24 protein-coding genes are annotated in these 20283 nt (G+C 44.6%); 7 read left to right on the top strand and 17 right to left on the bottom strand.

Translation table 11 applies throughout. The annotated features are described in order from the left end of the window. Positions 1–193: 193 nt before the first annotated feature. A complete protein-coding gene (locus NYE62_RS07215) occupies positions 194–652 on the bottom strand; it encodes a TlpA disulfide reductase family protein (RefSeq protein WP_144664192.1) in 459 nt (152 codons plus the stop codon). Positions 653–940: 288 nt separating this feature from the next. Between NYE62_RS07215 and NYE62_RS07210 the strand changes: the two genes are divergently transcribed. After that, positions 941–1747: a mechanosensitive ion channel family protein gene (locus NYE62_RS07210; RefSeq protein ID WP_342497326.1), complete on the top strand. Its 807-nt coding sequence runs from the start codon at positions 941–943 to the stop codon at positions 1745–1747. A gap of 33 nt (positions 1748–1780) precedes the next feature. On the opposite strand, the gene NYE62_RS07205 is transcribed toward NYE62_RS07210, so the two are convergent. From NYE62_RS07205 to fadH, 14 genes are all read right to left on the bottom strand, one after another. Next, positions 1781–2026: a YkuS family protein gene (locus NYE62_RS07205; RefSeq protein WP_003154596.1), complete on the bottom strand. Its 246-nt coding sequence runs from the start codon at positions 2024–2026 to the stop codon at positions 1781–1783. 60 nt (positions 2027–2086) lie between these two features. After that, positions 2087–3211: an N-acetyldiaminopimelate deacetylase gene (locus NYE62_RS07200; protein ID WP_012117444.1), complete on the bottom strand. Its 1125-nt coding sequence runs from the start codon at positions 3209–3211 to the stop codon at positions 2087–2089. A 70-nt stretch (positions 3212–3281) separates the two neighbouring features. Continuing rightward, the gene (gene dapD / locus NYE62_RS07195) at positions 3282–3992 is read right to left on the bottom strand and encodes a 2,3,4,5-tetrahydropyridine-2,6-dicarboxylate N-acetyltransferase (RefSeq protein ID WP_007409623.1); all 711 of its coding nucleotides are present in this window, start codon (positions 3990–3992) and stop codon (positions 3282–3284) included. Between the two features lie 81 nt (positions 3993–4073). Next, positions 4074–4529, bottom strand: coding sequence for a flavodoxin (locus tag NYE62_RS07190; RefSeq protein WP_251257131.1), 456 nt, complete (start codon positions 4527–4529; stop codon positions 4074–4076). Between the two features lie 26 nt (positions 4530–4555). Then, positions 4556–5449, bottom strand: a complete 894-nt coding sequence (locus tag NYE62_RS07185) for a sialidase family protein (RefSeq protein ID WP_342497325.1) — start codon at positions 5447–5449, stop codon at positions 4556–4558. Beyond that, a complete protein-coding gene (locus NYE62_RS07180) occupies positions 5439–5912 on the bottom strand; it encodes a flavodoxin (protein WP_012117440.1) in 474 nt (157 codons plus the stop codon). The genes NYE62_RS07185 and NYE62_RS07180 overlap by 11 nt, the downstream gene beginning before the upstream one ends. 111 nt (positions 5913–6023) lie before the next feature. Beyond that, positions 6024–6905: a transcriptional regulator CcpC gene (gene ccpC / locus NYE62_RS07175; protein ID WP_007611101.1), complete on the bottom strand. Its 882-nt coding sequence runs from the start codon at positions 6903–6905 to the stop codon at positions 6024–6026. Positions 6906–7045: 140 nt separating this feature from the next. After that, positions 7046–7489: a cyclic-di-AMP-binding protein CbpB gene (gene cbpB / locus NYE62_RS07170; RefSeq protein ID WP_003154608.1), complete on the bottom strand. Its 444-nt coding sequence runs from the start codon at positions 7487–7489 to the stop codon at positions 7046–7048. A 143-nt stretch (positions 7490–7632) separates the two neighbouring features. Beyond that, complete coding sequence (gene abbA / locus NYE62_RS07165; RefSeq protein ID WP_003154609.1) at positions 7633–7824, bottom strand: antirepressor AbbA; 192 nt, start codon at positions 7822–7824, stop codon at positions 7633–7635. Positions 7825–7964: 140 nt separating this feature from the next. After that, positions 7965–8483: a ribonuclease H-like YkuK family protein gene (locus NYE62_RS07160; protein ID WP_007409617.1), complete on the bottom strand. Its 519-nt coding sequence runs from the start codon at positions 8481–8483 to the stop codon at positions 7965–7967. A gap of 122 nt (positions 8484–8605) precedes the next feature. Next, a complete protein-coding gene (locus NYE62_RS07155; RefSeq protein ID WP_003154613.1) occupies positions 8606–8845 on the bottom strand; it encodes a DUF1797 family protein in 240 nt (79 codons plus the stop codon). Positions 8846–9288: 443 nt separating this feature from the next. After that, positions 9289–10509: an EAL-associated domain-containing protein gene (locus NYE62_RS07150; protein ID WP_007409615.1), complete on the bottom strand. Its 1221-nt coding sequence runs from the start codon at positions 10507–10509 to the stop codon at positions 9289–9291. A gap of 141 nt (positions 10510–10650) precedes the next feature. After that, a complete protein-coding gene (locus NYE62_RS07145; protein ID WP_007409614.1) occupies positions 10651–11199 on the bottom strand; it encodes a hypothetical protein in 549 nt (182 codons plus the stop codon). A 113-nt stretch (positions 11200–11312) separates the two neighbouring features. Further along, positions 11313–12077: a 2,4-dienoyl-CoA reductase gene (gene fadH, locus NYE62_RS07140; RefSeq protein ID WP_003154618.1), complete on the bottom strand. Its 765-nt coding sequence runs from the start codon at positions 12075–12077 to the stop codon at positions 11313–11315. Positions 12078–12220: 143 nt separating this feature from the next. Here fadH and NYE62_RS07135 point away from each other — a divergent pair, with 143 nt between their 5' ends. The 4 genes from NYE62_RS07135 to NYE62_RS07120 all read left to right on the top strand — a co-directional run bounded on the left by NYE62_RS07135 (position 12221) and on the right by NYE62_RS07120 (position 15608). Continuing rightward, positions 12221–13084: a metallophosphoesterase gene (locus NYE62_RS07135; RefSeq protein ID WP_256683780.1), complete on the top strand. Its 864-nt coding sequence runs from the start codon at positions 12221–12223 to the stop codon at positions 13082–13084. A gap of 74 nt (positions 13085–13158) precedes the next feature. Then, complete coding sequence (locus tag NYE62_RS07130) at positions 13159–13653, top strand: L,D-transpeptidase family protein (protein ID WP_095284082.1); 495 nt, start codon at positions 13159–13161, stop codon at positions 13651–13653. 75 nt (positions 13654–13728) lie between these two features. Beyond that, complete coding sequence (locus NYE62_RS07125; RefSeq protein WP_032868138.1) at positions 13729–15021, top strand: MFS transporter; 1293 nt, start codon at positions 13729–13731, stop codon at positions 15019–15021. 122 nt (positions 15022–15143) lie between these two features. Further along, positions 15144–15608, top strand: coding sequence for a YkyB family protein (locus tag NYE62_RS07120; RefSeq protein ID WP_003154622.1), 465 nt, complete (start codon positions 15144–15146; stop codon positions 15606–15608). Positions 15609–15651: 43 nt separating this feature from the next. Here the strand turns inward: NYE62_RS07120 and cheV are convergent, their stop codons facing one another. Next, positions 15652–16563: a chemotaxis protein CheV gene (cheV, locus tag NYE62_RS07115; RefSeq protein ID WP_007409609.1), complete on the bottom strand. Its 912-nt coding sequence runs from the start codon at positions 16561–16563 to the stop codon at positions 15652–15654. A 188-nt stretch (positions 16564–16751) separates the two neighbouring features. Between cheV and NYE62_RS07110 the strand changes: the two genes are divergently transcribed. Both NYE62_RS07110 and NYE62_RS07105 read left to right on the top strand, forming a co-directional pair. Continuing rightward, entirely contained in the window at positions 16752–16913 is a 162-nt protein-coding gene (locus NYE62_RS07110) for a hypothetical protein (RefSeq protein ID WP_007409608.1), read from the top strand. Between the two features lie 200 nt (positions 16914–17113). Further along, positions 17114–18283 carry an aminotransferase A gene (locus NYE62_RS07105; RefSeq protein ID WP_015417364.1) on the top strand — a complete coding sequence of 390 codons (1170 nt, stop codon included), beginning with the start codon at positions 17114–17116 and terminating at the stop codon, positions 18281–18283. A gap of 24 nt (positions 18284–18307) precedes the next feature. On the opposite strand, the gene NYE62_RS07100 is transcribed toward NYE62_RS07105, so the two are convergent. After that, positions 18308–20128 carry a PAS domain-containing protein gene (locus NYE62_RS07100; protein WP_015417363.1) on the bottom strand — a complete coding sequence of 607 codons (1821 nt, stop codon included), beginning with the start codon at positions 20126–20128 and terminating at the stop codon, positions 18308–18310. Between the last annotated feature and the right edge of the window lie 155 nt (positions 20129–20283).

Below are 20283 nucleotides of genomic sequence, written 5' to 3'. Positions count from 1 at the left end.
TTCGACTATAATATGTAAAAGATAATGATATCGATAAAACAAGCGGTACAGCGTGTTTACGGCTGTTTCTCTTATTTTAAAGCCGCACATGCCATATTGGAATTTTTTATCCAATAGGCACAAAAAAACCCTGTTACCTAAACGGCAAAGGGTTTGCAGAACCGAGACAATAGTCCGACGGAGATTGTCCCGATTACTCAGAAGCCTGCTCCGTTTCTGAAAGTACTCGGCTGACGCGTTTTTCAAGCATTTTCATCCCGCTTCCTCCCGCTTGAAAATGGCGGAGCTGTCCGGTTTTATCGAAAAGGTAATAAGCCGGCACATATTCATTTTCAAATGCTTCAGTCAGCGTAAGACCGCTGTCGACGTAAATCGGCTGAGAGATATCGTGTTCAGCCGCTGTTTCCTTGATTTTCTCAAGGTCAAGATCGTCTTCGGAACGGGGCATGTGAACGGCCACCACATTCAGCTGATCTTTATATTTATCACGAAATTCGTTCATCTCAGGCATCGCTTCTTTACACATGCGGCAGCTGGCGGACCAGAAGTGAATCAGTGCCGGCTTTCCGCCGACCAGCTGTTCCTTCGTGACTTCTCTGTTAATCCATGCTTTAGCGCCTGTCAATTCAGGCATTTGCTGACGTAATTTCATCTTATTTCCCTCCTTATGAAAAAGGTTTTTTGCCGGGGCTTTCAGTTTCGCCGGGCAACGTTCTCCTGGTTTCCCTCCAAAGGATATGATTTGGCTGAATCACCATGTTAAAATGAGTGTGGCGATTCCTTAGTTCATATCTTCACAAAAATGATGATATTGAAACCGGGCAATATGAACAAATCATAAATGAAATAACTGGTTTCTATTAAAAGGTTTATCTTATTTTAAAAACGGGTATATGACTTTTAGCTTTTTCCGCAATAGACTTGAAAGGAAGACATCACTATGTTTGATTTAAAACACTTTGACTGGGCCGGGCTTCTCACATCTGCCGGGATTTTCATCATAAAGCTGGCTCTCATTATTTTAGCGTACTTTATTTTCCGGGCGGCAGGAAAAAAGCTGATCAAGCATCTGTTTCAGAAATTCGAGCAACAAAACAACCTCTCCACAGGCCGCGCTTATACTTTGCGAAGCCTCGCGCTTAATGTATATGGATACATCTTGATTTTCGTTTTTATCGTGATGATTTTGGATTTATTTCACTACAATCCGAGCGCTCTCATTGCCGGCGCCGGTGTGGTCGGTCTCGCAGTCGGCTTTGGGGCTCAGGGGCTTGTCAGTGACATCGTCACCGGATTTTTTATCCTTTTGGAAAAACAGATCGACGTCGGCGATTATATTACGGTTGCCGGCTACAGCGGCATTGTCGAGCAGGTCGGTCTCCGTACGACGCAAATCCGGAGCTTTGACGGCACGCTTCACTATCTTCCCAACCGGGGCATTACGAATGTGAGCAACCATTCCCGCGGAACGATGCAGGCGCTTGTCGATATTAAAGTGCCGCTTGAAAAAAATCTTGATGAAACCATTCAAATCCTGCAAACCGCGTGTGACAAAGCAGCCGCTGAGCTCCCGCAGATTAAGGAAGGGCCGGACGTCATCGGGGTTCAGGATTTAAGCTCGTCAGAAATGGTGATCAGAATCATTGCCAAAACAGAAAATATGGAGCAATGGCGGGTTGAACGCGTACTGCGGAGAGAAATGAAAATCGCGCTCGACCGTTTTAAAAACGCCGCTTCCGCCGAATAGAAAAACCGAAGCGTAAGCTTCGGTTTTTTCTTTTTAATGAAATTTTTTTTCCACTTCGCTGCAGATTTCGTCGGCGGTCATTCCGGAAGCCGTAATGACGGGAGCCTGAGTTGACGTATCGGCAATTCCTTGGACATTGCTGTCAAGTCCGGTTACGACACAGCAGTCACAATTCTTCGCATCCTCAGGAGTCTTCATCATCACTACGTCATATCCCTTTTGTTTTAACGCCTGTTCTACATCCGATAAAGATTGTTCAATTCCAATTTTTTTCGTCATATTGAACACCTCCGTTATGTAGAATGCTCAATTTTTGTTAGATTATTCTTCTTTTCGGATTTAATTGGCATACTTCGAAAAATATCCGACCATGACATTTACCGCGGTTTCCATCGCATCTTCATCCGGGTTCAGCTTGGCGTGATGAAGCCCGTGGGATGAATCGGCCCCCAGCCAGAACATAAAGCCGGGATATTTTTTCAGCATATATCCGAAATCTTCTCCGGTCATCGCTTCTTTTGCCGTTCTCACGTCAGCAAGCTGATGATCGCTGACAAATTGCATAAATTCTTCGGTCAGGCCGCTTGTATTATAAACTTGATGATAAACGGACGGATACGTGACTTTTCCTTTGCATCGGAAGCCGATTTCAATTCCTTTGACAAGCTCTTCAATCCGCTTTTTCACCATACGCATTGATTCCTCGGAAAGCGTCCGGATAGTTCCCTCCAGATGAGCATGCTCTGCGATGATATTTTGCGCCGTGCCCCCGGTAATCGTTCCGACAGTTATCACAGCGCTGTCAAGCGGATCCGTATTTCTGGATATGACCGTTTGCAGCTGCGTGACAAGCGTGCTCGCGGCGACGACCATGTCGTCTGCTGTATGCGGATATGCCGCATGCCCGCCTTTCCCCTCAAGATCGATGACGAGTTCGCTCGTATTGGCAAACAGCAATCCGCTTTTGGTGGAAATTGTGCCTACAGGAAGCTCAGGTGCTATATGGAGAGCGGTAATCAAATCCGGCGTCCATTTTTTCAGCACATCGCTTTCAAGCATCGGTTCCGCTCCGCCCGGTCCTTCTTCAGCCGGCTGGAATAAAAAGAGCAGATCATGTTTGACGGGATGATGGACAAAATGATCAATAATGCCGAGCGCGATGGTCATGTGCATATCGTGGCCGCATGCGTGCATAAAACCGGGGTGTTCAGATGCAAACGGAAGCCCCGTCTGCTCTTCAATCGACAGAGCGTCTATATCCGCTCTGTAGGCGAGCATTTTTTCCGGAGCCGTGCCGTTGACTTTGACAAAGATGCCGGTTCTCCAAGTTTCGATTTCAATTCTTTCCTCCGGATATTGGTTCAATAGATTCAGCAGGTACTGTTGGGTTTTATATTCCTGAAAGCCGATCTCCGGAATGCGGTGCAGATCTCTTCGGATGGCAATGAGCCGCTCTTTTTCCATATGTATTCCTCCTTGAGATAAGAATAAGGCGTGGATTTTATCATCCACGCCCATTCTATCAAACCATTCCTTACAGCTGGCGTAATTCCTGTTTGATTTCTGTTTTGCCTTTTGTTTTTTCATCGATATCTTTGATTTTTTTCGCAGGTGTTCCCGCTACAACGGTATATGGCTCGACGTCATTTACAACGATGGCTCCGGCAGCGACAACCGCGCCTTTACCGATTGTTACGCCTTCAAGCACAACCGCATTTGCGCCGATCACAACGTCGTCTTCCACGACAACAGGCTTAGCGCTAGGCGGCTCAATAACGCCCGCTAATACAGAACCCGCTCCGATGTGGCAGTTTTTGCCGACAGTCGCGCGTCCACCGAGAACAACGTTCATATCAATCATCGTACCTTCGCCGATGACTGAACCGATATTAATAGACGCACCCATCATGATAACGGCATTGTCGCCGATTTCGACTTGGTCGCGGATAATAGCGCCGGGCTCGATTCTCGCTTTAACATCTTTTAAATCAAGCATCGGGATCGCAGAGTTGCGGCGGTCATTTTCAATGACGTAATCCTCAATTTTGTCTTTGTTTTCTTCGATTGCGCTTTTAATTTCAGCCCACTCGCCAAAAACGACGCCGGATTGGCCGTTCAGGAATGTTTTAGCGGAATCTCCAAAGCTGATTCCTTCAAGATCGCCTTTTACATACACTTTTACAGGCGTTGATTTTGTACTATTTTGAATAAATGAAATAATTTCATTTGCATCCATCATTTTCATATGTATTGTCCTCCTCTGATTTTCTACCTCATTACTGTAACAAAGGAAGGATACAAAGACAAGAAAAAAAGGAACAAGCCTTTATTCTGCCGGCTGGCTGCACAGCGCGGCAAACTGTCTTCCGAATTCCCGGAGCTCTTCTTCCTCACTGCCCTCAGGGTTGTTTTCAATTTTGACCGACGGCAGCACCACCCGTCCGCCGCGGGCTGTGATTACTTTTTCCAATTCGTCAACCGCCCCGCAAAAAAACTCATAGGACGTATCTCCGGAACCGAACAAAGCAAATGTTTTTCCCGTAAACTCCAGGTTTTCCATATCTTCAGCAATATCGAGCATTTCATCAGGAAGATCCCCGTCTCCCCACGTATATGTGCCTAATAAAATATACTTGTAATCATTAAAAAGTTCGGCATGAATATCCATCGCTTCATATCTGTCTACGGATGCTTGTGCTTCGATCAGCCCTTTTTCAATTAAATCCGCCATCGCCTCGGTGTTTCCTGACATTGTGGCGTAAACAAGCAATACATTCCCCATCTTCGTCTCTCCTTTATGCATAAAAACTAATGTGCGAGCCGAACCGCCTCATACGGTCTGACAAACTTACTTTCGTAAAGGCCCGCGCAAAAAAAGTTTTCTTCCCGGTTGGCCACCCGCCATCCGTGACCGCGGATCGTATCAAACCACTTTAATTCACCGGCGGCGAGATCAGCTTGATAAATACGCGAAAATCCGTTTTCGTCCTGTGTCGATGTGACATAAATAATCCCGTTATCCTCAGAAACGTCGAGAAATGATTTTTCCCGTACGGCGGGTCCGGCTGTAATGGCAAACTCCTCTTGCGTCCGCACGTTTCGGACGGCAACCTCGCCCCGTTCTCCCTTTGCCGCGCCCTTTGCTGCAATGAGCCAGTCATTCTGATACATCATCATTGAAGCCGTCATGCGCTGCCTTTCGCAGCTTATAGGCCGGATGCGGTCTTCCGTCAGATCATACGCCCAAATGCCGCCATGATTCATATGAATCCGGGTGCCGATATAAATCGTCTGACCGTGTAAACAAAGCGAACGGATGACAGGCGGCTCCTTTAATTGTGAAAAGGGCTTAGCCACATGCCAAGTGACGCCGAAATCATCAGATAAGTAGAGGCAGTATGTGCCGTGCGCACAGACAAACCCGTCATTCCGCCCGGCAACGGCCCATACGGAGGCGCTGGTCGGAAACCGGGAGGCCGTCCAAGCCTTTCCCTGATCGGCTGATCTGAGGACGGCGCCTTTTTCTCCAGCCGCGAATATGTAAGGCCCTATGTAAGTCAGCACATGAATTCTGCTTTTCACTCGGAATAGTCTTTTCCAGCCTTCTTCCGCGGAAAAATGAAAAATACCTTCGTCTTTCACTGCGACAAAATATCCTGAAGTCACTGATGCCATGACAGCCGTCGCGCCTTTATGAAACATGGCACCGGTCTCCGTGGTGAGCGGCCCATGCAAGAAAACCGCGGACAAATTCTTTGCAGCATTCTTGATCTTCAGCCGTCTCGGGCGCCAGCTCAATTTTCAGCGTTTCCGGATATAAATTGGCTCCGGCCTGTTCAAACGCATCGCAAAACAGCGTGACCGCTTCGCAAAACTTCGGGTAGGCGTGATCGCCTGAACCGAAACAGGCCGTTTTCAGTCCGTTGAGCTGGCTATGCAGAATATCTTCGTAAAAATCTTCCGCTTCGTAAGGAAGATCACCGTCCCCCCATGTGTACGTGCCGACAAAAACATAATCATATGCTTCGAGAGAATCCGCATCTGCTTCGTCCATGTCGAGACAGTCAACTGCTATCTGATGCCCGCTCAGTGTTTCTTTTATAATGCCGGCAATATCCTCTGTATTCCCCGACATGCTTGCGTATATCATTAATGCTTTCTGCATATGATCACCTCGTAATTGATAATGATTTTCATTAACATATATAACACTTTAAATGATAATGATTTTCATTGTCAATAAAAAATAAAAAAAGACAGCATGATTGCTGTCTTTCTAAAATGGGCGTTCCTGCTTCAGCATATCTTTAATGACAGAAACAAAAGCCTGCACCTGTTTTAATTCAAATGCCGGCTCATATCCGAGCAGCCATGTGTCACGGCCGATCGGATGATCTTTTGTATCAAGCAGGGGCATTTTATTTACTTTGTCTTCCTCTTCTAAGGTGACTGACGGCAGAATAGCATATCCGATCCCGTGCAGCGCCATCTGCTTGCACGTTTCAATCTGATCGACGAGGATGGTCTGTTTCGGCGAGGTTTTGAATTTTTGATGCCACCAATGCTGAATTTCCTGAAAATATGTACTGTCACTTTTGAATTGGATGAACGGCCGATCGGTATGGGCAATATCATCAATACAGGAAATTTCCGTATCAACCAAATATAAATGATCGGTCATTAAATAATCTTTCCGGCCTTTCCATTCCGGATTTCCCCGGATAATGCCGATATGTACCTGATCTTCATACAGACTTTTCAGCATTTCGCTGCTCCACCCTGTAATGAGAGAGACCTTTGCATTCGGATATCGTTCCACATATGTTTTTAACACTTTCGGAAGCCAGTGCTGCCCGATAATGGAGGCGACGGCAAGCTTTAATGTGCCGTGAATCTCACCCTCAAGTTCATCAATGTTTTCTCTGATTCTTTCTTGCCGATCCGTGACGTCATTTGCAAATTGTATGATTTTTTCTCCTGCCGGCGTTACCGTAAGTCCTTTTTGAGACCTAAGAAAGATCTTTGTTCCCCAGGCTTTTTCAATGGTCTGCAATCGCTGGGACAGAGCCGGCTGTGACACGAATAACCGTTCGGCAGCCTTCCTCATGTTTAATTCCTCAGCTAAAACTACGAGCATATGAAGCTCTTGAAGCTGCATGTCGTCCTCCTTTTCAATGCCTTTTCGTATTTCTTATCTACCATTCTAATAAAATAAAGGCTGCCGAGGCAAGCGCCACTCATATGTATGCGTTTTCTTTTTCTGGCATGCAAAAGAACAAATAGGCTGATCGTGCGAGCCTACTTATTCAATGATCTGATATGGCTGCTCAACTGCTTTAATACGACTCTTCTCGTGAAAATGCCTTCAAAGACGCCTTCATCATTTTCAACGCAGACAAAGCCGTTGTTAATGACCATGCTGAACCCTTTGATAATCGGATCATTGATGTGGAGACGGGGAATGTCTTTCAGCATGACTTCCTCAACCGTAATTTGATCCAGCTTCTCAAACTCGATCCGTTCAAGTCCGAAAATGCTGTTCATAATCATATTTGTCCCGATCAAACCGTGCAGACGGTACGAAGCGTCAAGGACGGGAATGGCGGTATAGCCGGTTTTCGTCAGCACTAATAGAGCATGCTCAAGGTTATTTCCGACTTGAACGTGCGCCACTTTATCCGCCTCGATCATAAATTGTCCGACTGTTGCATCAAGAAGCTGATCTGATTGTAAGCTAATCATGTCACTTCGACCCCTTTACATTTTTCATCAAAGCATGTATTCCCTATATTGCAATAATATAAACATTATCATTTTTTGTCGAAAAGTTTCCGTCAATAAAAAAGATACTCTTTGCAATCGAGTATCAATTTATAGGCCGCTGATTAATTTTCGTTCCGAAAACGGTCATAGAGCGTTACGAGTTTTTTATAAGTGGTTCCATCAACGCTTTTTGACCCTGCTTCTATATCATTGATTTCGCTGGTCAAAAGCTCAATGGCATATTCTTGATTGATCAGGATATTCAGCAGAAGTTTCTGTTCTTCTTCCGTAAATCGTTCACTGATAAGACTCATACGTAATCAGGCCCCCTATTTTTAACTGAATACCTCTGAAAGCAATGTGAAATTTGCTTTCAGCTCTACCGCTAGAATAAGTAAACAGAAAAAAATCGTCAACCGCATAATTCGACATTTTGCGGATTCTGTATGAAATATTATTTTGTGTAACGATTGGCATAACTGAATGCTGTGCAGGAATCGGGCTTGATTTTCGCTTCAATGCCCATCGAGGTAATGCGGCCGGTCATTTCTTGTATCAATTCTTTTGTCAGTCCTTTTTGACCGATATCCAGATGCACTTCAAATGAAAGATCCGCCCCTTCATCCGTAAAAGGCAAGAGCAAATCTGTCAGTTCCATAAGACGGCCGTCGAGGATATGCGCAGCCATCTCCTGGCTGAACGCGGTTTCCAGCGAAATTTTTTCGCGAAGGCTATGTATCGGTCTTGCAAGATCATGATTTTTCAAACAGCCCCAAGCTCCCTTGCCTGTACGGTGCAAGTGTATAGCCGTAATAAACTTTGTGAAGTCGCGGTAAACTTGTGAATCAGTCCCTACAGACAGCACATATGCTGAACGGGGGTCTTTATTGACAAAGCGTTTCAGCCGCTCCGTCACGTCTTGAAAGGTCATCTGTGCCTCAGAAAGATTATAAAACAGAAAAGAATCAGCCATGTACGGACACTCCTCTTTCCAGAGTCTACAACCAAACGAACAAGCACGTTCCTTTGCATAATTTAATAAAGCTCCGCTTGCGTAAGACCGGAAGCTTGGTCAGCCTGAAAAATCAAATCAAATTACTGAAGGAGCTCAAAAATTTCAATAGAAATCATGTCAATGTTATCAAACGGATATGTGTTAGGTTTTTCACCTTTTTGGAAAACCGTCAGTTCAAACGTTTGATTTTTTTCGAAATATTTAACACTGCAAATTTTTTCGCCGTTAACTTCAAAATAACGCTGCATCGGCTCGTTAGCCGCTTCCGCTGTTTCTTGCAGACTTTGCAGCCGCGTGATGATACCCATTAATTGTGACATTCTAAAAAAAGACTCCTTTCAAAAAACAACTTCAAATCAACAAGTATTTATTATAATACAAGTTCTACAGAGCATCATACCATAAAGTAGACCGGGATGGCATTTTCCCGCTGGATTTTCAAAAAGAAATAAACGGGAAAACCGTGTTTTCGAATAGTTTGAAGCTTTTTTCGGAATGTCATACACCTTTCAAAAATAATTTTTCGCTTTTTGAGCCGCCATTATCAGATGTATGTAAGGAGAAGCCTTTTTATGCGAGACGGCATAAAAAAACTTGGCGGGGGTAGCGCCAAGTTTTTTCGGATCTTGATCTGATAGAGGGGTTGGGGAACAGAGAGTAACTTCTCTCTATAACTAAATGATAATGATTATCAGTATCATTGTCAATCGTTTTTTAAAACTTTTTTCAAATGAACAAAAAAAAGCGGCATACAGCAGCCGCTTTAAAGTAACCCATCCTGTTCATATAAATAAGAGTAAGGCAGATCGATAAATAAATACATATTGTCATCCATCGGGTATGAAAAGGTTCTGATCATCTCACCCGTCTCAATATCACTGTACAGGTCACTGAAAAAGCCTTTTCTTGAATTCCGCATCTTCATGATGTTTTCTAAAAAGTACGGACGCCAACTCCAGTTTTTCTCCATGTATTCAGGCTGATAAAGCCATTCGCCGGACTGCTTGAACACATTTCCCGTCAGCTGATAGCCTTCTTCATCACACATATAAATTCTGAAGCAGCAGTCCGTCAGGTTTTCCGCCAGTTTTTTAATAAACTCATCGTCCGCCTGATGGGTTTTCTTCAGCTCGGAAACTGCCTGATTGACCCGCTTATAAAAATTCTCAGAGTGTTCATATACCGTTTCCAGCTTCTTTTTTTCTCTCGTAATAAATTGCTGAAACTCCGTTTTCAAACGTGCTTTTAACAGGCTCCGGTCTATAAAATCCCCGCTCGGCGCCTGCAGATAATAGCCTTGAAAAAATCGGCCTCCGTTTCTCCATGCGTACTGGAGCTGGAAATCAGCTTCTATATCTTCATACAGCAGCGCGGCGCCGATTTTTCTCGCCAGCAATGAAATGCTGTACAGCACATGCTCATATGATGGTGACGGCTGAGATACCTTCAGCGCCTGCAAATCTATTTTCAGAAGGTCCGGTGAAAGGAGCGCGATTCTGTCCAGGTTGCTGCTCTCCTTACCTATATTGTCCACCGCTATTTTAATGCCGTATGTACGATAGTAGGCAAGCATATGGTACAGCTGTTCAATGTCGCCTTCGAAATTGTGCTCGGTGATCTCAAGCACAATACGGTTCAATTCAATGCCCTGCTCTTCGTATTCTTTCAAAAGCTCAAGAAAGCTTTCGCCGTGGTCAAGCATCAATACATTCGCATCCTGATTGATAAAAATCAACAGATCACGGTCAGCTTCTTTAAACCGCTCCAGCGCCTGCCTGATGACTCTGTCATCGACCTCAAGCTTATATTCTTCCGGAATGCCGGAATCTAAGAAAAACGGCCCGAGGCTCTCAATCTCCGCATCTGCCAAAATCCGCCCAAGCACTTCGTAGCCTACGACTCTTTGTTCCTCAGCGTTAAAAATCGCTTGGTAATACGGAATGACATCATCAATATTCGTCAGTATATCAAGTGGGTCCAACATGTTATCACCTGCTTCTCTATCTTTGTCTGATTATACACAATTATATCAGCACCACAAATGTTTAGATTAGGGGAAAAGGAGGCAGTATGGCCGCAGCTTAAAATAAAAGGGGGACATTTTTAAGATCACTCTTCAGACCGGTTAATTAAGGACGTTATTCATTTGTTTCACAATCACAAATAAAAGGATAAATATAAGAGCATTATAACCGGCAGCTGTCCAAAAATAATGGCTCCAATCAGTGCTGTTAAATATCCAATCATCATCATGTTTCAACTGAAAGAAAGTTCCTTTTTTATCTAAAGTGCCAAATGTAAGAGTTGTTAACCCGCCAACACTCTCGGAAACGTCAACTCCATACATTGAACCGGCAGTATCAGTATGATTTATTGGCATATACGTGTAATCAGATAAAATTGTTTCCGCCAGCTTGGCTGGCAGAGACACATATAATACAGCCGATGTATCGCCTCCGAGCCCACTCAAATACTCCCTGGCTTTAATAAATTTCGTTTCATCAGGAAAATCGATGTGATATAGCTTTTCAAATCTGATTATTTCATCAGATGTAAGATTGGTATTTTGATAATACTCCGGAGTAAAAGCACAAATAATAAAGTACCAAATATTAAAGATGATAACGAAACTGCTTACAAATAGTACAACGAACCATTTTAATAATTTCTTCAATTAATCGCCCCTTAATCTTTCAAAATTATATCATAATTTTGAATAGAAAATAAAACAAGCGAACGGCGGCTTTAACGTTCGCTTGTTTTGCAAAATAATCAATATATGAAAAATTAAAACGGATAAGGATTCAGCCATTGCCCCCCGTCCATTGTGATACAGTCCCCGTTTATATAGGACGCTTCATCAGATAGCAAAAACGCTGCCAACGCGGCGATTTCTTCCGGTGTGCCCAGCCGGCCGAGCGGCACACTGTTCATAGTGCGGGACACCGCTTTTTCCGATTCAAACAGCTTCTCCGCACCGCCTGTCCGTTCAATCGGGCCGGGGGCTATCGCGTTTGTGCGGATGCCGTATTTGCTCCCCCATTCAACGGCCAGCGTTCTTGTCAGTGACAATACCCCCGCTTTGGCTGCAGCGGAATGAACGACACCCGCTCCCGCTCCCCATGCGTATGTAGCGGCCATATTTAAGATGACGCCCTTCTGCTCCTGCTCGATCCAATGCCTTGCCGCTGCTTGGCTGCAGAAAAATGTGCCGTTTAAAACAATCTCAATAACAGCTTTCCATCCATTGGGCGTCAGCTTCTCTGCCGGGCAAATAAAGTTGCCGGCCGCATTGTTAATCAGCGCATCGAGCCGGCCAAAGACTTTTTTCGCTTCTGTAATCATGTCTGAAGCGGCGGAATCAGAACGGACATCCATTTGAAAACAGGCGACCTGCCCCTCAAAGGTCTCAATTTCTTTTTTTGTTTCCTCAAGTGCTTCATGGTTCCTCCCTGTCACCATGACGTGCCATCCTAATTCAGCCTGTTTTTTCGCCATTGCTTTTCCCATGCCGCTTGAACCGCCTGTAATGATTACCGCTTTCTTATCCATAACAAACCCACCCCTTTTATTGAATGAATAATCATTCATAATTTTATCATAGATGTCTTTCCGCGTCATTACATACTGAGAAGGGATTTTTCAGCCAGGCTGATGATATAATAGAACAACTCTGACAAAGGTTGGTTTTACATATGGAGAAAATGACGAGAAGAACATTTTTAAAAAGAGGATTCGGCATTTTGGGTGCGGCTCTTGCAACAGCTTGCGGAGGTTATGGCTATGCCCGGTATATCGAACCGCGCATGATTGAAATCACCCGGCATACAATCACCAACCGCCTGATCCCCCGCGGCTTTGACAATTTTAAAATCGTTCAATTCAGCGATACGCATCTCAGTGATGTGTTTACATCCGGTGACTTGAATAAAGCAGCGGAAAAGATCAATCAGCTGAAACCCGATCTGCTCATCTTTACGGGAGATTTAATTGATAAGCCGCATTTATTTAATGATCACCAGCATGCACTCGCCGTGCTGCAAAATCTTGAAGCTCCCTTCGGCAAACTTTGTGTTTACGGAAACCATGACCACGGAGGCTACGGTACGAACACGTACAAGGCTCTGATGGAAGCGGCTGATTTTCAAGTGCTTCGAAACGGCTACCGTCAGGTGCAGCTGACAGATGGAAGCCGGATTGAATTCGCGTTTTTGGATGATGTAATGCTCGGAAAACCCGATTATGAAGGCACCCTGTCACGCCTTTCCGAAGATGCGTTTTCCATTTTAATCGTCCACGAGCCTGATGCCGCTCTCAAGATAGGCGGATATCCCGTAAACCTCCAGCTGTCGGGACACACTCACGGCGGCCAGGTCCAGCTCCCGTTTTTCGGCCCTCTCATTACGCCTCCTTACGGAAAAACGTATACCGACGGCATGTATACGCTGCATGACACAGCCGTTTACGTCAATCGCGGGCTCGGTACGACAAGACTGCCGTATCGATTTTTAGCCAGACCGGAAATCACGCTGTTCACATTGAAAACCGAGCAAAAATAAGACTTTTATCCTGATGCACAGACACCCCCTCCGTAATATGTATATGGAAAAGAGCAAAAAGGAGGGTGATGAAACTGCTGACATATCAAGTGAAACAAGGAGAAACCATCTCAAGCATTGCGCAAGACTTCAGAATAAGCACTGCTGCTCTCCTTCAGGCAAATCCCTCAATCCAATCGGTCATATACGCGGGACAGCATATTATCATACCGAATCTTCCCGACCCATCCACCATTCCCTACTCCATCATCGTGTATATCGGAGCGAAGAAACTGGAGTTATACCGCCTTGGCAGGCTCATCCGTACGTACCCCATCGCAGTCGGAAAAATATTGACGACCACGCCGACCGGAGAATTTTACATCGTGAACCGCCAGCCTAAGCCCGGCGGCCCGTTCGGCGCTTATTGGCTCAGCCTCTCTAAAATTCATTACGGCATTCACGGAACAAATAATCCTTCCTCCATCGGCAAAGCGGTATCAAAAGGATGCATCCGGATGTATAATCAGGACGTCACTGAACTTGCCGCTGCCGTTCCTAATGGAACAAGGGTGACTATTATAAGATAGAAAGATCTTATTTGTTAATGGAACGAGCTGATGATAATATATTACAGTGGGACCTCTAGGGTAAGGAGCATGTTTATGGATATATTTAAAAATCGCAATTTTGTCCGTCTCTTTTTCGCAGCACTCGCTTCTCAAATGGGAACGACTGTAGGTAATATGGCTTTCGCTTTTTACTTGCTGGACCATTTTTCAAACCAGCCGGCATACACGACTTTGGCTGAGCTGATGTATTCACTGCCGACAGTTTTCGTATTTCTGATTGTCGGTGTCGCAGCTGACCGGCTTGACAGGAAAAAGGTCGCAGAGAATTGTGACTGGATCAGAGCCGGACTGACGATCGTATTGTTTGCCGCATTATACACCGGGAGCATCCCTCTCGTGTTCTGTATTTTGTTCATCAGAAGCGCCGTGACCAAGTTCTTTTTCCCGGCGGAAGCCAGCCTTGTACAAGCTATTCTGCCTAAGGAGCATTACGCGAAAGCGGCGGGACTTAACCAGATCCTGTTCAGCATCTTCATGGTTTTCGGCGTCGGTATAGGCGCGTTTATGTATAAAACGATCGGTATTCACGGAGCCATTATCCTTGATTTTGTCAGCTTTATTGTATCAGGCTTTCTGATCCGCGCGTGCCGCATTCCGAAAGAAGCCCGTCAGCCGAACGGCCCTTTTAAATGGGGAGATTCGTTTCTGAAAGACTCGGTCGCTGATTTTAAGGAAGGGATCGTATATATTGTTAAAAACAAATTGCTTGCTTCCCTTATTTTCGGCTTTTTTATCTTTGGTTTTGTCAACGGCGGCTTTGCCGTACTGCCGATGTTTACGATGAAATACGGACTTGCGCCTGATCATTACGAATCACATACTTCCATCTTCACCGTCGCACTCGGCTTCGGCCTGCTTGCAGGAAGTGTGATCGGAACGATGATCGCAAAAAAAGTCAAACCGCATCATTTGATGTCGATTCCTATTTTGGCAGCCGGACTGCTCATTTTTGTCCTCGGCTATACGGATAAGCTGTGGATTTATTATATGGCGGCTTTCGTCCTCGGCATGTGCATCGGCCCTGTCAATATCGCCATCGGCGGCTGGATGCCGAAAATCGTTCATCCGAAAATAATGGGCCGGGTCAGCGGCTGGCAGGACCCTTTTATGATGTTTGCCCAATCGATTACACTCGGACTGGTCGCCCTGTTATTTCCGAAATTCGTTACCAATATTGATTACCTTTATTACGGCATGGGAATCGTGATTTTAGCGGTATTTGTGTTCTATTTTATCGCTCTTCCGAAATACAGCGCCGAGGCAGCAGAGATCGATGTGCAACAATCATTAAAGGCTGATTCTGAAAAACATGCAAAACCTGTCTAATAAAGGAAAAAGATGCGCCCTTTTCATCAGAAAAAGGCGTATTTTTATAATCAATATTTGCATTTCAACGCTAAAAAAGTATAATCTATATATGAACTTGATCAATGCAAAGGAGAGAAATAATGGACGACCACGCTTATTCGAAAGAGCTGCAGCCAACCATCGAGAATCTTTCAAAAGCTGTTTATACTGTGAACCGCCATGCAAAAACCGCCCCCAACCCTAAATACCTTTATCTGCTGAAAAAACGGGCATTACAAAAGCTTGTGAAAGAAGGCAAAGGGAAAAAAATAGGGCTTCACTTTTCAAATAATCCCAGGTTTAGCCAACAGCAGTCAGACGTACTTATCTCTATCGGAGACTACTATTTTCACATGCCTCCAACAAAAGAAGACTTCCAGCATCTTCCGCATTTAGGTACGTTAAATCAATCGTACCGCAATCCTAAAGCACAAATGTCTTTGACAAAAGCGAAAAACGTATTGCAAAAATATGTGGGCTTAAAGGAAAAACCGCTTGCCGCCAACAGGCAGCAGCCCGCTTATCATAAACCCGTATTTAAAAAACTTGGTGAGAGTTATTTTTAATTCCGCCGCAAAAAAAGCCGATGCGTCATGCATCGGCTTTTTTCTATTCAATCACGTACGTATCCACTTTTTTAATGAGCTCGCTGATTTCAGGCTTGCTGATCTGTTCATCCGCTCCGACTACTTCGCCCCGGTGGCGCAGGTCGTCCGTAATCAGGGACGAGAAAATCATAATCGGCACATCAGAGCTTTGCGGGTTATCCTTAAGGAGCTTCGTCAAACGATGCCCGTCCATTTTCGGCATTTCAATGTCACTGATAATCATGTCAATATGGTCTGACAGGTTTGCTCCGTTATCCGTCAGTTCCACGACGTAATCATACGCTTCTTTTCCGTTTTCAAACGTAACGATTTCACTATACCCCGCCTCAGTCAGCTCATCCGTCAAAAGACGCATCAGAAGCGGCGAATCTTCAACGATGATCAGTTTTTTACCCGCCCGTCTTTCATCAAATCCTTCCTGATGGACATGATAAGTCTCAACTCCGGATGCCGATTCAATATCGTAAATGATCTTTTCATAATCAGGCAGAAAGATCATCGTGTCTTCCAGTTTGATGATTCCCGTTAAATGCCGCTCCATCCCCTGGTTCAAGGAAGTCGGCTTTTCAATCGCCTCCCAGGACACCCTGTGGATTTGTGAAACGGAACCGACGTGAAAGACGATTTTCCGCTTGTTGAATTCCGTTACGATATATTTATCGTCTTTTGCTCCTTCGGCATCAACGCCGAAAAAGGTATACAGACTGATGACGGGAAGAATTTCGCCTCTCAGCTTAATCATCCCTTCTACGTCTTTATGAGACTGAGGCACAGATGTGACATCTACCGGCTGAATGATTTCCCGGACTTTCATCACATTTATGCCAAATGTATTGACGCCTACTTCAAATTTGACGATTTCTAATTCGTTTGTGCCTGAATCCAATAAAATATCGTATTGTTGTAAAGACAATTCAATCCCTCGCTATCCGCATTCAGTATTGTACTGTATATATCGGCTGGAAACGGAAAAAGTGAATGTATTCGGTCCAACTGGCCATGAACTCTTTATAAAAAAATGCTTTTTTCTGATATCCCATTGACTTTTTGACATCGAGTGGTAAAATAGTCAAGGATTTTTCAGGAAGAAGGGTGTAATAAATGGGTACAGTAGTCATATTCGACCAAGATCAAATGACGGTGTTAGAAGATATCAGCAAAACGGCTTACCTGCAAATGAAAAAAGAGGCGAAAGAGCGTCCCGACAAGCCCGCTCCATACATCTTATGGCGGGAAGACGTCAGCTTTGAATACGGGTATTAATGACATTCGCCACATATCACAATAGATAGATCATGATACAATGAAGACAATCATTTCAGCTGGTTGTCTTATTTTTTTCTGAAAGAAGGTATGTTTTCACATATCGGACATATACTCGGGATAGTTCAATAAAAAGATGACAAATGCTCAGCTAGTGGTAAAATAGGAGAAACTCAATATATAGTATAAGGTGATGAATTATGGAACATTTGCTTAATCCGAATGTAAAAGAAATTGAAATTTCAGGAATTCGCAAATTCTCAAATCTTGTAGCTCAGCACGACAATGTCATTTCGCTTACGATCGGTCAGCCGGATTTCTTCACGCCGCACCATGTCAAAGCGGCTGCCAAAAAGGCAATCGACGATAACGCAACGGCATATACTCCGAATGCGGGCGGCCTTGAGCTGAGACAGGCCGTACAGCTTTATATGAAGAAAAAAGCTGATTTGAATTATGAAGCTGAAACTGAAATCATCGTCACAACCGGGGCAAGCCAAGCGATTGACGCGTCTTTGCGGACGATTTTATCTCCGGGCGATGAAGTTATTCTCCCCGGACCGATATATCCGGGCTACGAACCGATCATCCGCATGTCGGGCGCCGTTCCGGTCCATGTGGATACGACGACACACGGATTTAAGCTGACGGCGCGGCTCATTGAAGAATCGCTGACACCAAAAACAAAATGCGTCATTCTTCCTTATCCGTCAAATCCGACCGGAGTGACATTGTCTGAGGAAGAGCTGCAAAACATCGCAGCCGTCCTGAAGGGCAGAAATGTTTTTGTCCTGTCTGATGAGATTTACAGCGAATTAACCTATGACAGACCGCATTATTCGATCGCGTCTTATTTGAGAGACCAGACGATCGTCATCAACGGCCTGTCAAAATCACACAGCATGACGGGCTGGAGAATCGGTTTCATTTTCGCACCGAAAGAAATTGCCAAGCACATCTTAAAAGTTCACCAATACAGTGTGACATGCGCGTCTTCAATCTCTCAGAAAGCGGCTCTTGAAGCGGTAACAAACGGTGTTGATGATGCGCTTATTATGAGAGAACAGTATAAAAAGCGGCTTGACTATGTATATGACCGTCTTGTTTCAATGGGGCTTGACGTCGTAAAGCCGTCAGGCGCATTTTATATCTTCCCTTCCATTAAGTCATTCGGAATGTCATCGTTTGATTTTAGTATGGCTCTTTTAGAGGATGCAGGTGTGGCTCTTGTGCCTGGCAGCTCGTTTTCAAAGTTGGGTGAAGGGTATGTGAGGCTGTCATTCGCATATTCACTGGATACATTGAGAGAAGGCTTGGACCGGCTGGAAGCATTTATTTTAAAAACGAGAGAATCCATGCAGACTATTTAAACAACGGCATAACGCCGTTGTTTTTTATTGTTTCGGGAATGTAATATGAAAGGCCGTGCCTCTATCCGGTTTGCTGTCTACTTGGATGGCTCCCTGGTGGTTTTTAATAAGGTTGAATGTGACCATCAGCCCCAGGCCGGTTCCTTTTTCTTTCGTTGTCAAAAACGGTTCGCCTATTCGTTTCAGCACGTTTTCCGGTATCCCGTCACCCTCGTCTTTCACCGTCACATTAACGGAATACTCATCTTCTGTCATGATGATGTGAACCGTTCCCCCATCCGGCATCGACTCAACGGCATTTTTAATCAGATTGATAAACACCTGTTTCAGCTGATTTTGATCACCGTTAATATACATGCTGTCATGTTCGTAATCCGTTTTGATAAAAATCCCTTTAAGATTTGCCTGCGTCTCTAAAAGAGCGGTCACTTCACTTATAATTTTCTTTAAGTTTACACGCTCTTTCACGGCGTTTTGCTGAGGTTTGGCAAGCATTAAAAGCTCACTTAAAATCAATTCGATTCTGCTCAGTTCAGAAAACACAATTTCAAAGTAATGTTCGTTTTCCTCCATCGTCGGCTTCATGAGCTGTAAAAATCCTTTGATCGCCGTCAGCGGATTGCGGATTTCGTGAGCGATTCCCGCCGCCAGCTGTCCTGCGATAGACAGCTTCTCCGACTTCAGCATTAATTCCTCCGTCTGCTTCCGCTCAGAAATGTCACGCAGAATGACCTGCACGGCCGTTTCTCCGAAAAACGTCGTCGGAATGCAGACCATTTCCGTGTAGATCAGCCGGTTTTTAAAGGTAAACCACGACTGCTTAATGATTTCTGACTCGGTCTTTCGGTCGATAATATTTTGGATCCGCTGTTTCACGCCGTCATGATCGCAGGGATGAAGCTGATCATAGACGTTTTTCCCAATTAAATCTTCATATGTTTCAGCCTCAAACAGCGAAATGCCCGACTCATTCATGAATACCCATTTATCATTGTGAATCACGGCGATCGTATCAATTGAATTCTGAATGAGGAGCTGATAACGCTCTCTGCTTTTTTGCAGAATCGTTTGGAATTTTTTCCGTGAAGAAATATCAATCAGAAGCAGCAATTCCGCCCGCTGATTTTTATATGTCGTCGGTGCCGCCTTTACTTCTAAATGAACGGGCGTGCCGTCGAGCCTTCTCCACGTCTGTTCGATCATTCCGACTTCCATTCCTTTTTGCATCCGCACAATTCGGTTTTTCACAATGTCGTGATACTCTTCTTCAATAAACTCATAAGAGCGCCTGCCGATTACCTCGTCTTTGCTTTCGGCTCCCAGCATGGCAAGCATCGCGTTGTTGGCGTAGGCGATTGTGCCGTTGATGCTGACATATAAAGGATTCGGCAGCATTTCGACAAGACGCTCGAATTCGCCGTTTCCAGCCGCATCTTCCGACTGTTGTTCTGCCTTTTGCTTCTTTTGTTCATACATATAAGGCCGGCGGGGCGTCTTCTCCTCAAGCACCTTGATTTTGAGGATGATTTCCCGATCCGTCCCCTCCATTTGCGGTGTGACAATTTCCACACCCGCTTCAAGCCATACGATGGTATGATCTTTTTTAATAAGACGAAAGGTGCAAGGCATCAAATGATGCTCATTATAGAAGTAACTTTCAACCAAAAATTGATCTTCTTCATGCAGGAACGTTTTGAGAAATGACCCGATCATCTCTTCCTGAGAATAACTGAAGTACGATTTGCAGTTTGCAGAAATATACATAATACGCCCGTTAGACGTCAAAACGGCATGAAGATCGGTTTTCGATTGAAACTGTTTGACATGCTGAGTATCCTGTTCCACAGAATCCCTCCTTTGCATTATACTCGCACTGCAGGCTGGACACGGACTGATATAAAAAGAAATTCCACTAGATTGATTCGCTAAAAAATGAGCATTCTCCTTCTATTCTTATTGTGAACGTCAATTTTCCTGAATGAAAGAAAGGGCGCACGAGA

The organism is Bacillus sp. FSL K6-2861 (genome assembly GCF_038630725.1).
Taxonomy (GTDB): Bacteria; Bacillota; Bacilli; order Bacillales; family Bacillaceae; genus Bacillus; species Bacillus velezensis.
Note: the sequence above shows the minus strand (reverse complement) of the source record. Positions and strands in the feature narration are given on the sequence as shown.